At 67.7% G+C, this 12,827-nt stretch carries 16 protein-coding genes and 1 pseudogene; 4 read left to right on the top strand and 13 right to left on the bottom strand.

Annotated elements, in window-relative coordinates:
* Window positions 1–5: 5 nt before the first annotated feature.
* From qcrB to ctaE, 4 genes are all read right to left on the bottom strand, one after another.
* Window positions 6–1,628: a cytochrome bc1 complex cytochrome b subunit gene (qcrB, locus tag HUJ41_RS06850; RefSeq protein ID WP_152584287.1), complete on the bottom strand. Its 1,623-nt coding sequence runs from the start codon at window positions 1,626–1,628 to the stop codon at window positions 6–8.
* Complete coding sequence (gene qcrA, locus HUJ41_RS06845; protein WP_179871932.1) at window positions 1,625–2,689, bottom strand: cytochrome bc1 complex Rieske iron-sulfur subunit; 1,065 nt, start codon at window positions 2,687–2,689, stop codon at window positions 1,625–1,627. Before qcrA ends, qcrB begins: the two co-directional genes overlap by 4 nt.
* Before the next feature lie 34 nt (window positions 2,690–2,723).
* On the bottom strand, window positions 2,724–3,524 hold the full coding sequence (qcrC, locus tag HUJ41_RS06840; RefSeq protein ID WP_179871931.1) for a cytochrome bc1 complex diheme cytochrome c subunit: 801 nt from the start codon (window positions 3,522–3,524) through the stop codon (window positions 2,724–2,726).
* A 63-nt stretch (window positions 3,525–3,587) separates the two neighbouring features.
* Window positions 3,588–4,217 carry an aa3-type cytochrome oxidase subunit III gene (gene ctaE, locus HUJ41_RS06835; RefSeq protein ID WP_179871930.1) on the bottom strand — a complete coding sequence of 210 codons (630 nt, stop codon included), beginning with the start codon at window positions 4,215–4,217 and terminating at the stop codon, window positions 3,588–3,590.
* 78 nt (window positions 4,218–4,295) lie between these two features.
* On the opposite strand from ctaE, the gene trpD reads away from it, so the two are divergent.
* Together trpD and HUJ41_RS06825 are read left to right on the top strand one after the other, a co-directional pair.
* Entirely contained in the window at window positions 4,296–5,360 is a 1,065-nt protein-coding gene (trpD, locus tag HUJ41_RS06830; protein WP_179871929.1) for an anthranilate phosphoribosyltransferase, read from the top strand.
* Between the two features lies 1 nt (window position 5,361).
* Window positions 5,362–5,781, top strand: coding sequence for a VOC family protein (locus HUJ41_RS06825; RefSeq protein WP_179873914.1), 420 nt, complete (start codon window positions 5,362–5,364; stop codon window positions 5,779–5,781).
* 20 nt (window positions 5,782–5,801) lie between these two features.
* Here the strand turns inward: HUJ41_RS06825 and HUJ41_RS06820 are convergent, their stop codons facing one another.
* Together HUJ41_RS06820 and HUJ41_RS06815 are read right to left on the bottom strand one after the other, a co-directional pair.
* Window positions 5,802–6,179: a YchJ family protein gene (locus HUJ41_RS06820; RefSeq protein WP_179871928.1), complete on the bottom strand. Its 378-nt coding sequence runs from the start codon at window positions 6,177–6,179 to the stop codon at window positions 5,802–5,804.
* 3 nt (window positions 6,180–6,182) lie between these two features.
* The gene (locus HUJ41_RS06815) at window positions 6,183–6,545 is read right to left on the bottom strand and encodes a DUF2200 domain-containing protein (protein WP_179871927.1); all 363 of its coding nucleotides are present in this window, start codon (window positions 6,543–6,545) and stop codon (window positions 6,183–6,185) included.
* Window positions 6,546–6,612: 67 nt separating this feature from the next.
* On the opposite strand from HUJ41_RS06815, the gene HUJ41_RS06810 reads away from it, so the two are divergent.
* Window positions 6,613–7,242, top strand: coding sequence for a cation efflux transmembrane domain-containing protein (locus tag HUJ41_RS06810; protein ID WP_179871926.1), 630 nt, complete (start codon window positions 6,613–6,615; stop codon window positions 7,240–7,242).
* A 142-nt stretch (window positions 7,243–7,384) separates the two neighbouring features.
* On the opposite strand, the pseudogene HUJ41_RS12765 reads toward HUJ41_RS06810, so the two are convergent.
* Window positions 7,385–7,522, bottom strand: a pseudogene (locus tag HUJ41_RS12765) (helix-turn-helix transcriptional regulator); the annotation flags it as partial.
* Here HUJ41_RS12765 and HUJ41_RS06805 point away from each other — a divergent pair.
* Window positions 7,523–8,011, top strand: a complete 489-nt coding sequence (locus tag HUJ41_RS06805) for a dihydrofolate reductase family protein (protein ID WP_179873913.1) — start codon at window positions 7,523–7,525, stop codon at window positions 8,009–8,011.
* A gap of 42 nt (window positions 8,012–8,053) precedes the next feature.
* On the opposite strand, the gene HUJ41_RS06800 is transcribed toward HUJ41_RS06805, so the two are convergent.
* The 6 genes from HUJ41_RS06800 to HUJ41_RS06775 form a co-directional block, all read right to left on the bottom strand.
* A complete protein-coding gene (locus tag HUJ41_RS06800) occupies window positions 8,054–8,233 on the bottom strand; it encodes a hypothetical protein (protein WP_179871925.1) in 180 nt (59 codons plus the stop codon).
* Between the two features lie 115 nt (window positions 8,234–8,348).
* A complete protein-coding gene (locus HUJ41_RS06795; RefSeq protein ID WP_179871924.1) occupies window positions 8,349–8,732 on the bottom strand; it encodes a type II toxin-antitoxin system VapC family toxin in 384 nt (127 codons plus the stop codon).
* A complete protein-coding gene (locus HUJ41_RS06790) occupies window positions 8,729–8,983 on the bottom strand; it encodes a hypothetical protein (RefSeq protein ID WP_179871923.1) in 255 nt (84 codons plus the stop codon). Before HUJ41_RS06790 ends, HUJ41_RS06795 begins: the two co-directional genes overlap by 4 nt.
* Before the next feature lie 41 nt (window positions 8,984–9,024).
* Window positions 9,025–11,382 (bottom strand): ATP-binding cassette domain-containing protein, encoded by a 2,358-nt coding sequence (locus tag HUJ41_RS06785; protein ID WP_179871922.1) that lies wholly within the window; start codon window positions 11,380–11,382, stop codon window positions 9,025–9,027.
* Window positions 11,383–11,407: 25 nt separating this feature from the next.
* Window positions 11,408–12,385, bottom strand: coding sequence for a squalene cyclase (locus HUJ41_RS06780; protein ID WP_179871921.1), 978 nt, complete (start codon window positions 12,383–12,385; stop codon window positions 11,408–11,410).
* Between the two features lie 128 nt (window positions 12,386–12,513).
* Window positions 12,514–12,798 carry a PLD nuclease N-terminal domain-containing protein gene (locus tag HUJ41_RS06775; RefSeq protein WP_179871920.1) on the bottom strand — a complete coding sequence of 95 codons (285 nt, stop codon included), beginning with the start codon at window positions 12,796–12,798 and terminating at the stop codon, window positions 12,514–12,516.
* Between the last annotated feature and the right edge of the window lie 29 nt (window positions 12,799–12,827).

Below are 12,827 nucleotides of genomic sequence, written 5' to 3'. Positions count from 1 at the left end.
CGTGCCTAGTGCTTCTGCTGCTCCAGCTCGCGCACCGTGACGGGCGCGATGCGGTCTTCGAAGAACCAGCGCGAGAGACCGGCACGGACGCGCTGACGGACGGTGATGCGTCCGCGGTCGTCCGGTCGGACCATGAGCGGCTGGTACTCCTCGTAGCTCACTAGCTTCCAGCGCTCGTAGTCGTCGAGCTGCTCGTGCACCTCGATGTACTCGCCGCCGGGCAGGCGCACGATGCGGCCCGATTCGAACCCGTGCAGGGCAATCTCGCGATCCTTGCGCTGCAGGGCGAGGCACACGCGCTTCGTGACGAGGTACGCGATGATGGGGCCCGCGATGGCGAGGGTCTGCAGGGCGAGGATCACCCCCTCGATCGACAGCCGGAAGTGCGTCGCGATGAGGTCTGAGCTCGCAGCAGCCCACAGCACGGCGTAGAACACCACGCCGGCGGCGCCGATGGCGGTGCGGGCTGGGGCGTTGCGAGGGCGCTCAGCGATGTGGTGCTCGCGCTTGTCGCCGCTCACCCATGCCTCGAGGAACGGGTAGAGCGCCACGACGGCGAGGAACAGCACGAGGCCGACCAACGGGATGAGCACACCCCACGACCAGGTGTAGCCGAAGATGACCGACTCCAGGTTCGACGGGATAAGTCGCAAGGCGCCGTCCGCGAAGCCGATGTACCAGTCCGGCTGGGTGCCGGCCGAGACGGGGGAGGGGTCGTACGGCCCGTAGTTCCAGATCGGGTTGATCGTGAAGAATGACGCGATCAGCACGATGACGCCGAAGACGATGAAGAAGAACCCACCGGCCTTGGCGGCGAACACCGGCATGACGGGGGCGCCCACGACGTTGTCATTGGTGCGGCCCGGCGCGGCGAACTGAGTGTGCTTGTTGACCACGAGCAGAACCATGTGAATACCGATGAGAGCGATCGTGATCGCCGGCAGCAGCATGATGTGGAGCACGTAGAGGCGCGGGATGATGTCGGTGCCGGGGAACTCGTTGCCGAACAGCAGGTAGGAGATCCAGCCGCCGGCGACGGGAACCGCCTTGATCATGCCGTCGATGATGCGCAGGCCGTTGCCCGAGAGGAGGTCGTCGGGGAGCGAGTAGCCCGTGAAGCCCAGCGCCATCGCCATGACGAAGAGCAGGAAGCCGACGATCCAGTTGAGCTCGCGCGGCTTGCGGAAGGCACCCGTGAAAAACACGCGCAGCATGTGTAAGCCGATGGAGGCGACGAACAGCAGTGCGGCCCAGTGGTGGACCTGGCGCATGAGGAGTCCGCCGCGGATCTCGAACGAGATGTCGAGCGAGGTCGCGTAAGCGACGGACATCGGAATGCCGTTGAGCGGCAGGTAGGAGCCCTCGTACTCGACCTCGGTCATCGAGGGGTCGAAGAAGAAGGTGAGGAAGGTGCCGCTCAGGAGGATGACGATGAAGCTGTAGAGAGCGACCTCGCCGAGCATGAACGACCAGTGGTCGGGGAAGATCTTGCGCCCCAGGGCCTTGACGGCCGTGGACGCGCTCGTCCGCTCGTCGACGTAATTCGCCGCCCAGCCGGTGAACCGCATGCCGCGCGACGGCACGGCCTCGGTCGACCCGGTGGCGGGTGCAGCGGCAGTGGTGCTCACAGTTCACGCTCCCAGAAACTCGGTCCCACAGGTTCTTCGAAGTCGCGTCGCGCGACTAGGTAACCCTCGTCGTCCACAGTGATCGGGAGCTGGGGAAGAGGGCGTGCCGCCGGCCCGAAGATGACCTCGCAGTGGTTCGCGACGTCGAACTGGGACTGGTGGCAGGGGCACAGCAGGTGGTGCGTCTGCTGCTCGTACAGCGCAACGGGGCACCCCACGTGCGTGCAGATCTTGGAGTAGGCGACGATGCCGTCGTACGACCAGGTCTCGCGGCCCTCGCGGATGTTGAGCTCGTCCGGAGGGAGGCGCATGAGGAGCACGGCGGCCTTCGCCTTCTCCTCCAGGCGGTGCGACTCGAGCTCGGCTAGGCCCTCGGGAATGACGTGGAACACGGAGCCGATGGTGACGTCGGAAGCCCGGATGGGCACGCCCGAGGGATCGAGGGCGAGGCGCGTGCCCTCCTCCCACATCGTTTGCTTGAGGAGCGCGATCGGGTCTTCCTCTGGCGCGAGGTCGCGGAACAGGGCGACTGCGGGGATCGGCGTGGCCACGAGAGCACCGATGAGGGTGTTGCGCACGAGGCTGCGACGCGTGAAGCCCGACTCCTTGTTGGACTCGCGGAAGATCTCGACGGCGCGCGTGCGCGATTCGTCGCTGCCGCGCGTGGGGTGGCGTTGCTCGACGAGCTCGTGGCCGTGCATGAGCGCCTTCGACCAGTGCACGGCACCGATGCCGATGCCGAGGAGGCCGAGGGTGATGCCGACGCCGAGGAAGAGGTTGTTGAGGCGGACCGAGCCTGGGTTGCCCTCCTCGATGGGGAGCACGATGTACGCGACGACGGCGATGATGCTGCCCACGATCGACAGCAGGAAGAGCCCGCTCACGGTGCGCTCCGCCTGCTTCTCCTTCTTCGGGTCGAGATCGGTGACCCTCAGGCGCTCCGGCGGGAAGCCGGGGTTGGGGATGCGATCAGCACGCACGACCGCAGTCGCCGACCTGGGCGCTGTGCTCTCGTGCTTCTCGACCTCCGAGCCCGCGGCTCCCTCGTGAACCTCCGCCATTGCCAAGTCCCTTTCGTCAGGTACGTGTCGCGGCTCAGTTGGACTTGGCGGTGAGCCAGATCGTCACTGCGACGAGTCCTCCGAGGCCGAAGATCCAGATGAAGAGGCCCTCCGAGACGGGGCCCAGGCTACCGAGATCGAAACCGCCGACTGACGGGTTCTCATCGATGTACCGCAGGTACGTGATGATGTCGTTCTTCTCCTCAGGCGACAGGTTGAGGTCGCTGAAGACCGGCATGTTCTGGGGGCCCGTGACCATGGCGGCGTAGACATACACGGGGTCGATATTGGCCAGGCCCGGCGCCCACTTGCCCTCCGTCAAGGCGCCCCCCGCGCCGGCCACGTTGTGGCACATGGCGCAGTTGGTGCGGAACAGCTGGGCGCCGTTGGCGGCGTTGCCGTCGCCTTCGACATAGCGGTCTGCGGGGATCGCGGGGCCCGGGGCGAGTTCGGCGACCCATGCGGCCATCGCATCGATCTGCTCCTGCGTGAATTGAGCGGGCTTGACCTCGGCCTGCGGGCCCGACGCGGCCAGGGGCATGCGTCCCGTGCCGACCTGGAAGTCGACTGCGAGAGCGCCGACCCCGATCACGCTCGGCCCGGCTGCGGTGCCCTGCCCCAGGAGGCCGTGGCAGCTCGCGCAATTCGTAGCGAAGAGCTTGCCGCCTTCTTCGACGATCTGGGCGCTAGCTGCTTTTGCGTCTGCCGTCGCCGAAGCGGTGACGAGCGCGTAAGCACCCCCGGTCGCGAGCAGCCCGACCACGAGCAGGGCGGTTGTGGCCAGTGGGCTACGACGGCCGGCCCGCCGGGGCGATGCTGCGGAGGTGAGTGCCATGGTGTGCTGTGTCTCGTTTCGTCTGTAGGGGGCGTCTCGTCGAAGCGGTTCGGGGCGCTGCGGCTATTGCAGGATGTAGATGACGAGGAACAGGCCGATCCAGACCACGTCGACGAAGTGCCAGTAATAGGAAACCACGATCGCGCTGGTCGCATCCTGATGTGTGAAGATCTTCACGGCATACGCGCGCCCGATTACCAGGAGGAAGGCGATGAGGCCGCCGGTCACGTGGAGGCCGTGGAAGCCGGTCGTGAGGTAGAAGGCCGAGCCGAAAGCGTCGGAGTTGAGGGTCACGAACTCGCTCACGAGCACCGAGTATTCGTAGACCTGGCCGGCGACGAAGACCGCGCCCATGGCGTAGGTGAGGAAGAACCACTCGATCATGCCCCACTGCGTGGGCTTCCAACCCGTGCGTCGCGGCTGCAGGCGCTCGGCGGCGAAGACGCCGAACTGCGCGGTGACCGAGGAGAGCACCAGAATCGTCGTGATCGTCGCGGCGAAGGGGACGTTGAGCTTCTCCGTGCCCGCCGTCCACAGGTCGGGGGAGGTCGACCTGAGCGTGAAGTAGATCGCAAAGAGGCCGGCGAAGAACATGACTTCGCTACCCAGCCAGACGATCGTGCCCACGGCGACGACATTCGGTCGGTTGATCGTGGGCGCGCTGAGCGAACTGGAGAGAGAGGTGCTGGTCACTCACCCATTATGACCGATGATCCTGATGGTTCGGGCCCGCCGACATGCCCAATGACACCTATTTAGTAGCCTGGGGCCATGCCCGCGACGCTCACCTGGCCGACTTTGCTCACGAGACTCCTCGAGCGCGAGGATTTCTCGATCGCCGACGCGTCCTGGGCGATGCGCCAGGTCATGTCGGGGGAGGTCACCGAGGCGCAGCTCGCCGGCTTCCTCGTCGCGCTTCGGGCGAAGGGCGAGACGGTCGACGAGATCGTCGGGTTTCGGGATGCTGCGCTCGCGCATGCACGTGAGGTGAGCATCCCGCCCATGGTTCTCGACATCGTGGGAACCGGGGGAGACCCGTACGGCGCCGTCGTCAACGTCTCCTCAATCGCGTCGATCGTCGCGGCGGCGACGGGCGTACCCGTCGCCAAGCACGGCAACAAGGGTGCGAGCTCGGCCTCGGGCGCCTCGGATGTGCTCGGCGTGCTCGGCATCGACCTCGAGCTCGACCCCGACGGGGTTGCGCGCGTCTTCGACGAGGTGGGGCTCACCTACCTGCACGCGCCGACCTTTCACCCCGGGTTCCGCCATGCCGGGCCGGCGCGGCGTGAACTCGGAGTGTCCACGGTCTTCAACATCCTCGGCCCGCTGTGCAATCCGGCCCGCCCGGAGGCGTCGGCCGTCGGCGTCGCTCACCTCGACCGCGTGCCGCTCATGGTGGGCGTGTTTCGCACGCGGGGCGCGACGGCACTGCTGTATCGCGGCGATGACGGCATCGACAAGCTCACGACGACGGGGCATTCGCACGTGTGGGAGGTCTCACGCGGCTCGGTGACGGAGCACGACCTCGACCCCAGCGACCTGGGCATCGCGACCGCGCAGATCGACGACCTGCTGGGGTCGACGCCGGAGCACAACGCGGGTCTCGCGCGCGCGGTGCTCGCGGGGGAGTCGGGCCCGGTGCGCGACATCGTGCTGCTCAACGCGGCTGCGGGGCTCGTCTCGTTCGCCCTCGCGCAGGATCCCGATCAGGTGCGCAGACCGCTCGTCGAGCGTCTGGGGGAGCAGCTCGCGGTCGCGGCTGACGCGGTGGACTCGGGGCGCGCCGCGGCGAAGCTCGACGCGTGGGCCCACGCGACGCAGTCGGGGCGTGCCTGAGATGAGTGCGCGTCAGCTTCGGTTGGTCATCCAGGTGGACGACTACGACGCCGCGGTCGCCTTCTGGCGCGACGCGCTCGGTCTCGAGGAGACGGCCGCTTTCGAGGGCGAGGGGGATGCCCGCGTCATGATTCTCGAGGTGGGGCGCGCGACGCTCGAGCTCGCCAACGCCGCGCAGGTCGACCTCATCGACCGCATCGAGACCGACGGGCATCACAGCCCGCCGTTGCGCGTCGCCGTCGAGGTCGACGACTCTGTCGGTGTCAGCACCGAGCTACAGGAGGCTGGCGCCACCGTCGTCGCGTCGGCACGCGAGACGCCGTGGAAATCGCTCAACGCCCGACTGATCGCGCCGGACGGGGTCGAGCTCACCCTCTTCCAGGAGCTCGGCGGAGGCCCTTCGGTGCGTACGGACCGCTGAGCGCTCCTCTCGTACCCGCCTCAGTCCAATGCAGACACGTAGTACCAACGTCCGTCCTCGCGGAGGAAGCTGCTGTTCTCGCGCTGAGACCCGGCGCCGGCGGGGGAGCGGTAGAACGCTTCGAACTCGACCCTGCCCTCGCGATCGAGCGGCCCACCGGCACTCAAACCGAGGATGTCGAGTCGGTACCAGCGCAGTTCGGGATCGAGTTCGAGAGCTGGCGGGCGCGTCGAGCGATGCCACGTGGCGAGCAGGTACTCGGCGTCACCGACCGCGAAGGCGCTGAAGCGCGAGCGCATGAGCTGCTCGGCGGTCGCAGCGTGCGAGTCTTCGCGGTGCAGTCGGCCACAGCACTCGTCGTAGGGCAGCCCGCTGAGGCAGGGACAGCGCGTCGGCATGTGTCAGTTCCGCAGCACCTTCTCCATTGCCTTTCCCTTGGCGAGCTCGTCGACGAGCTTGTCGAGGTAGCGCACCCGCTGCATGAGGGGTTCTTCGATCTCTTCGACTCGCACGCCGCAGATCACGCCGGTGATGAGCGATGCGTTCGGGTTGAACCGTGACTGCTCGAAGAACTCGGCGAACGTCGCCTCCTCGCTCACATACCGTGCGATCGTCGCGTTGTCGAACCCGGTCAGCCACGTGATGACCTCGTCGAGCTCGGCCTTAGTGCGGCCCTTGCGCTCAAGCTTCGCGACGTAGAGCGGGTACACGGTCGCGACGGTCATGCGGGCGACCCGCTCGAGGGTTGCGGGTGCGGTGGCCATGCCAGGCATGCTAGCGGGCAGGGCTCACAGCTGTGATGCAGCGGCGAGAGCGCAGTACTGTCGACGCATGCTGACCCGCCGTGAACGCTTGCGCCGACGGGTGAGGTTGATCGTCGGCTTCACGATCGTCTACAACGTGGTCGAGGCCATCATCGCGATCTCTGCGGGTACGGTCGCCGGGTCGGCCGCGCTCATCGGCTTCGGGCTCGACTCGGTCATCGAGACGCTCTCGGCGATCGCGGTCGCGTGGCAGTTCACCCGCAAGGATCCGGAGCGCTGGGAGAGATCCGCTGTACGAGCGATCGCTGTCGCGTTCTTCCTCCTGGCGGGCTACCTCGTGATCGACGCCGTCCTGAGCCTCATGACGGGGGAGCGGCCCGAAGAGAGCCCGTGGGGCATCGGCATCGCGCTGCTGAGCCTCCTCGTCATGCCCTTGCTCGCGTGGGTCGAGACGCGCACGGGTCGCGAGCTCGGATCCACGAGCGTGCAGGCCGATGCGAAGCAGCTGCTGCTGTGCACGTACCTTTCGGGCGCCGCGCTCGTGGGGCTCCTCGCCAACAGCCTGTTCGGGCTGTGGTGGGCGGACGCCGTCGCGGCCCTCGTGATCGCCGCCCTCGCCGTGCGCGAAGGGCTCGAAGCCTGGCGGGGCGGCGAACTCGAGTCATCCGTTGCCGTGCTCGGCGACCTCGACGACTGACGTCATCGCCAGCGCACTCGTCAGGCGCTCTCGAGCGGCAGCCATAGCTCGCACGTCGACGACGCGAAGTCGGGGCGACGTCGGCGCTCACCGGGAGAAGTCCTCGCGGATCGGCCGAGCTCAGTGCCGTGAGGCGCTCGTGCTCGGCCGCGGCCACGGTCATCCGGCGCCGCCGGATGTACTCGGAGAGCGGCATGCCGGCGAGCGACGAGAACATCCGCCGCAGGCGATACCCCTCCGGTACTCCATCAACGTCTCGCTCGACGGCTGCATCGACCACATGGCGGGCCGCCCCGACGAGGAGTCCCACCAGCACGCCGCGCAGACGATCGCCCGTGCCGACGCGATCATCCTCGGCCGCACGACCTACGAGCTCATGGAGTTCTGGTGCACCGCGGAGGAACTGCCCGCGTGGATGCGACCGTTCCGGGAGTCGATCACCGCGGCCAAGAAGTACCTCGTATCGAGCACGCGCGAGCCGGATGGTTGGAGCACGGAGCTGCTCACCGGCGATCCAGTGGACGCAATCAGGATGCTGAAGCAGCAACCAGGGGAGGGGCTCTACATGGGCGGCGTCGCGCTGCCGCTTGCTCTCGCCGACGCAGGCCTCATCGACGAGTACGAGTTCGTCGTCTACCCGACGCTCGTGGGTCACGGGCCACGGCTGTTCGAGGGTCTCGCCGCGCCGCTCGACCTGCGACTCATCGGCACGACGCGCTTCGCCTCGGGTGCGCGCGCAGAGCGCTGCGTGCCCGCGACCACGCTGTAGTCGTCGCCGACCCGGCAGTGCCCCTGTGCGCCGTGTCGACGACTATCGGAGTTCAGGACGTTGTGAGTAGAACTCACGCATCCCTCGGCGCACGGCGCGCCAGATCACCGTGTAGGTGATCCACACCGACAGCACGATGATGCCGGCGGTGAAGACGAGCCACAGCAGGAAGCCCAGGATTCCCAGTGCGGCGAACGGTCCGAAGTCAGGGGAGGTGTTCATGAGCGTCACTCTAGACCCGGCTGGCGCACCCTTCGAGTGCCAACTTGGAGCGAGCTGACATAATGTGCATTATCGGATACTAGGTATGCGAGGAAGCATGGGCCGCTAGTCGGCTCTAGCGTGCGACGACGACGCCGGCACGCTCAGCCGGGGCCGCAAGCGCGTCGTCGAACGTTGCGAGTGCCGACTTTGTGGTCACGGCTGCATGCAGAGCCACGGCATCCGGCATGCGTACTCGGTGCTCGCTCCGTACCCGCGCCAGCGCCTCGGCGGAGTTCGCCGTGATCGGAAGCACGTCCACTCCGATCGCTCTCAGAGACTCCATGGCCGAGGCCTCGCGACCTGCGCGGGTGGGATGTACGAGAGCCTCGGCCACCGTCAGCACGCTCGCACCGAACCCGTCAACGAGTCGCCGCTCGAGCAGATCCAGCGTCGCCTCGTGGTGCGCGTCGCTGCCGTCGAGGAAGGCGATGAGGACGTTCGCGTCGAGGATGATCACTCTGGCCACTCTGTCCGCAGGGTGGCCAGTGCGTCGCGTGGATAGGATCCCGTTGCAGCGCCCGCTGCGGTTCGGATGACCTCCCGCGCTCCCCCGCGCACCTCGAGGGTCGCGTGCCCTGCCTGCACAAGCCTGCGCAGGAGAGCTGGGCGATCGCCGCGCAGCTCGGGCCAGGCCGCCGCTGCATCGTCGAGAGCACGCGCGAGATCATCGGTCTCCGTCAGCATGTGGCGCGCTCGTGCGGTGGGCATGTCGAAAGTGTAGCACTGATAGCAAAGTGCAACACTGTCGCTTACGCGCCCACATACTCCGCGAGGTGCTGACCGGTCAGCGTCGCGCGGTCCGCGACGAGGTCGGCGGGTGTTCCCTCGAAGACGATGCGGCCGCCGTCGTGGCCCGCGCCGGGCCCGAGGTCGATGATCCAGTCGGCGTGCGCCATGACGGCCTGGTGATGCTCGATGACGATGACTGAGGTGCCGCTGTCGACGAGCCTGTCGAGCAGCCCGAGCAGCTGCTCGACGTCGGCGAGGTGCAGGCCGGTCGTGGGCTCGTCGAGTATGAGCACTCGGCCGGTGTCGGCCATCGCCATGGCCAGTTTGAGCCGCTGACGCTCGCCGCCCGAGAGGGTCGAGAGCGGTTGCCCGATCGTCAGGTAGCCGAGCCCGACGTCGTTGAGACGCTCGAGGATCGCATGGGCGGCGGGCACGCGTGACTCCCCCGTCGCGAAGAACCCCACGGCCTCGCTCACCGGCATCTCGAGCACGTCGGTGATGGTGGCTGAGCCCAGCCGGTACTCGAGCACGGACGCCTGGAAGCGCCGGCCGCCGCAGTCTTCGCACGGCGACGACACCGAGGCGAGCATCCCGAGATCGGTGTCGATGACGCCGGCACCCTTGCAGGTTGGGCACGCGCCCTCCGAGTTCGCGCTGAAGAGCGCCGGCTTGACGCCGTTGGCCTTCGCGAAGGCCTTGCGGATCGGCTCGAGCATGCCCGTGTAGGTCGCGGGATTGCTGCGCCGCGAACCGCGAATCGCCCCCTGGTCGACCGCGACGACGCCGTCGCGCCCGGCAATCGAGCCGTGAATGAGCGAGCTCTTGCCCGAGCCCGCGACACCGGTGACGACGACGAGGACGCCGAGGGGCACGTCGACATCGACGGCCTCCAGATTGTGGCTGGATGCTCCGCGCACCTCGATCGCACCCGAGGGCGTTCGCACCGAGGTCTTGAGGGTGACCCGATCGTCGAGGTGGCGGCCGGTGAGGGTGCCGCTCCCCCGCAACTGCGCGACGGTTCCCTCGAAGACGATCTCGCCGCCCGCCGTACCTGCGCGCGGCCCGAGGTCGACGACATGATCGGCGATCGCGATCGCCTCGGGCTTGTGCTCGACGACGAGCACCGTGTTGCCCTTGTCGCGCAGGCGCTTCAGCAGCTCGTTCATGCGCTGGATGTCGTGCGGGTGCAGGCCCACCGTCGGCTCGTCGAAGACATAGGTGACGTCGGTGAGCGAGGAGCCGAGGTGCCGGATCATCTTCGTGCGCTGCGCCTCTCCCCCGGAGAGCGTGCCGACTGGCCGATTAAGGCTCAGGTAGCCGAGCCCGATCTCGACGAACGAGTCGAGCGCGCCCTGCAGGGTCGTCAGCAGCGGGCCGACACCCGGTGCGTCGATCGTTCGCACCCAGATCGCGAGGTCGCTGATCTGCATCGCGCACGCCTCGGCGATGCTCACGCCATCGATGCGCGACGACCGGGCTGCCTCGCTCAGGCGGGTGCCCTCGCACTCCGGGCAGGCCGTGAAGGTGACGGCGCGCTCCACGAAGGCGCGGATGTGCGGCTGCATCGCGTCGACGTCCTTGCTGAGCATCGATTTCTGGATGCGCGGCACGAGCCCTTCGTAGGTCATGTTGATTCCCGACACCTTGACCTTGGTGGGTTCCTTGTAGAGGAAGGCCTGCAGCATCTCGGGGCTGAAGTCGCGGATCGGCACGGTGCCGTCAACGAGGCCCGACTCGGTGAAGATGCGCACCATCCAGCCGTCGGCCGTGTAGCCGGGCACCGTGATCGCGCCATCGTTGATCGCCCTGCCGTCGTCGTAGAGCTCGGAGAGATCGATGTCGTTCACCGCCCCCATGCCCTCGCATCGCGGGCACATACCGCCGAGGTAGATCTCGTTCTCGATCGTGACGGTCTCCCCGGTCGAGCTCGTCCTCTCGCCGCTCACGCGCGTCGTCGGCACGTTGAAGGAGAAAGCGTTGGGAGGCCCGATCTGCGGGTCGCCGAGGCGGCTGAACAGCACGCGAAGCAAGGCATTCGCATCCGTCGCCGTGCCGACGGTGGAGCGAGAGTTGGCTCCCATGCGCTCCTGGTCGACGATGATCGCGGTCGTGAGCCCCTCGAGCACGTCGACGTCCGGTCGCGCGAGACTCGGCATGAAGCCCTGCACGAACGCGCTGTACGTCTCGTTGATCATGCGCTGCGACTCGGCGGCGATCGTCGCGAAGACGAGCGAGCTCTTGCCCGAGCCCGACACGCCCGTGAAGACCGTCAGGCGGCGTTTCGGGATGTCGAGGCTCACGTCGCGCAGATTGTTCTCGCGCGCGCCCTGCACGCGGATCATGTCGTGCATGTCGGCCGGATGCTGCGCTGAGGTCATGTCGACATTCTGGTGCCATGCACCGTCAGCGCGCGTCATTCTCGTCCCACCAACGCAGCACGCGCAGCGCGAAGAACGTGAGCCACGGCGAGCGCTCGCCGACGGGCACGTCGAGCTCGAACCAGACGCGACCCGGGTAGCGGCGCTCCTGCAGCCACGTGCCGTCGGGCTGCTGGGCGGCGCGGACGACCTCGATCGCGTCGGTGGCGCGCTCGTCGGGCGCGACGTCGTCGTGCAGGGATGCTCGGCGCACGTAGTCGAGGGCGTTGAGCGCTGTGTACACGTGGCGGAAGGGGTAGCCGAACGACGTCGCCCAGGGGCCGACGAGCTCGCCCGTCGACTCGCGGTAGAGCATCCGTCGCCGCAGCAAATATTCCTGGGCCGCCTGACGCGCCTCGCGGAGGCGCGCGTCGCCCGTCCTGATCTCCCAGTCGAGGATGCCCTTCAGCGAGTTGAGCGTCGAGGGGAAGCTCGCGCGCGTCGAGCCCTCGACCCACTCGCAGTTCCAGCCGCCTTCGGCCATCGCGTGCTCGGCGAACCAGGTGGCGATGCCCTCCACGTCGACACCGAGCCAGGCGCCGTTGGCGAGGGTGAAGCCGTTGATGCACGCGTCGACCTCGCCGCCCCAGTACGGCAGGTCGTCGTACTCCCACGTGCTGTTCGCCGCGAGCTTCTCGGCCGTGCCGGCGAGCGCCGACGCCTCCAGACCCCACTCGCGCAGGGTGTTGAGGGTCCACGTCGTCGCCGTCCACGGCTGGCCGGCACCGTCGGCCGCCTCGGGGCCGTGCCAGTCGAAGTCGCCGGGGAAGTAGGCGCCGCCCGCCCACTGCCCGTCGGGGTCCTGGTGCGAGAGCAGTTCGGCCCCCATCCCCTCCGTCGCGATGCGGGCGCGCGTCGCCTGCCATACAGCCTCGGGCTCCTCGAGCAGATCGCGCTCGACCTGCCACCGAAGGGCGGGGTCGGTGTCGAGCATCCACCTGATCACCCCTGGATCGATCATCATGCCGCGAGCGTAGCCCCCAGTACCGGCTCCGAAACGGCGTGCGTCGCTCGCAGTACCGCTCTTTCGCACCGTTTCGGACTCCGCGCACGGAATCGGGCGCACGAACTGTCTCAAACGGTGCGAGCGAGCTACGTCGCTGACGGCCGTTCTCGGGCCTGCGGACGCCCGATCGTGAACCACGCGATCGCGCCGAGAACGCTCGCGAACAGCACGATGCCGACCCACACCGCGGTCGCCGCGGGCGGCAGTCGGTCGCTATGCCGCTGGATCGAGAGCAGCGCGACCGCCCACACGACGACGAGTGCGACGAGGATGACGACTCCCCCGATCGACCAGACGAGGTCGTACCCGGCCGGGATCATCGGATTCACGAAATCGTCCGTCTCGGGCCCCCAGAACTGCGCAATCATCATCGATCAAGTCAAGCACTATGTGCGCACGA

It is taken from the genome of Microcella indica, assembly GCF_013414345.1.
Classification (GTDB): Bacteria; Actinomycetota; Actinomycetes; order Actinomycetales; family Microbacteriaceae; genus Microcella; species Microcella indica.
Note: the sequence above shows the minus strand (reverse complement) of the source record. Positions and strands in the feature narration are given on the sequence as shown.

Excerpts from the sequence above, each read along its gene's own strand:
- qcrA (WP_179871932.1), bottom strand. The coding sequence starts at position 2,689 with ATGGCGGAGGTTCACGAGGGAGCCGCGGGCTCGGAGGTCGAGAAGCAC.
- qcrC (WP_179871931.1), bottom strand. The coding sequence starts at position 3,524 with ATGGCACTCACCTCCGCAGCATCGCCCCGGCGGGCCGGCCGTCGTAGC.
- trpD (WP_179871929.1), top strand. The coding sequence starts at position 4,296 with ATGCCCGCGACGCTCACCTGGCCGACTTTGCTCACGAGACTCCTCGAG.
- HUJ41_RS06825 (WP_179873914.1), top strand. The coding sequence starts at position 5,362 with ATGAGTGCGCGTCAGCTTCGGTTGGTCATCCAGGTGGACGACTACGAC.
- HUJ41_RS06820 (WP_179871928.1), bottom strand. The coding sequence starts at position 6,179 with ATGCCGACGCGCTGTCCCTGCCTCAGCGGGCTGCCCTACGACGAGTGC.
- HUJ41_RS06815 (WP_179871927.1), bottom strand. The coding sequence starts at position 6,545 with ATGGCCACCGCACCCGCAACCCTCGAGCGGGTCGCCCGCATGACCGTC.
- HUJ41_RS06810 (WP_179871926.1), top strand. The coding sequence starts at position 6,613 with ATGCTGACCCGCCGTGAACGCTTGCGCCGACGGGTGAGGTTGATCGTC.
- HUJ41_RS06805 (WP_179873913.1), top strand. The coding sequence starts at position 7,523 with ATGGCGGGCCGCCCCGACGAGGAGTCCCACCAGCACGCCGCGCAGACG.
- HUJ41_RS06800 (WP_179871925.1), bottom strand. The coding sequence starts at position 8,233 with ATGAACACCTCCCCTGACTTCGGACCGTTCGCCGCACTGGGAATCCTG.
- HUJ41_RS06790 (WP_179871923.1), bottom strand. The coding sequence starts at position 8,983 with ATGCCCACCGCACGAGCGCGCCACATGCTGACGGAGACCGATGATCTC.
- HUJ41_RS06785 (WP_179871922.1), bottom strand. The coding sequence starts at position 11,382 with ATGACCTCAGCGCAGCATCCGGCCGACATGCACGACATGATCCGCGTG.
- HUJ41_RS06780 (WP_179871921.1), bottom strand. The coding sequence starts at position 12,385 with ATGATGATCGATCCAGGGGTGATCAGGTGGATGCTCGACACCGACCCC.
- HUJ41_RS06775 (WP_179871920.1), bottom strand. The coding sequence starts at position 12,798 with ATGATGATTGCGCAGTTCTGGGGGCCCGAGACGGACGATTTCGTGAAT.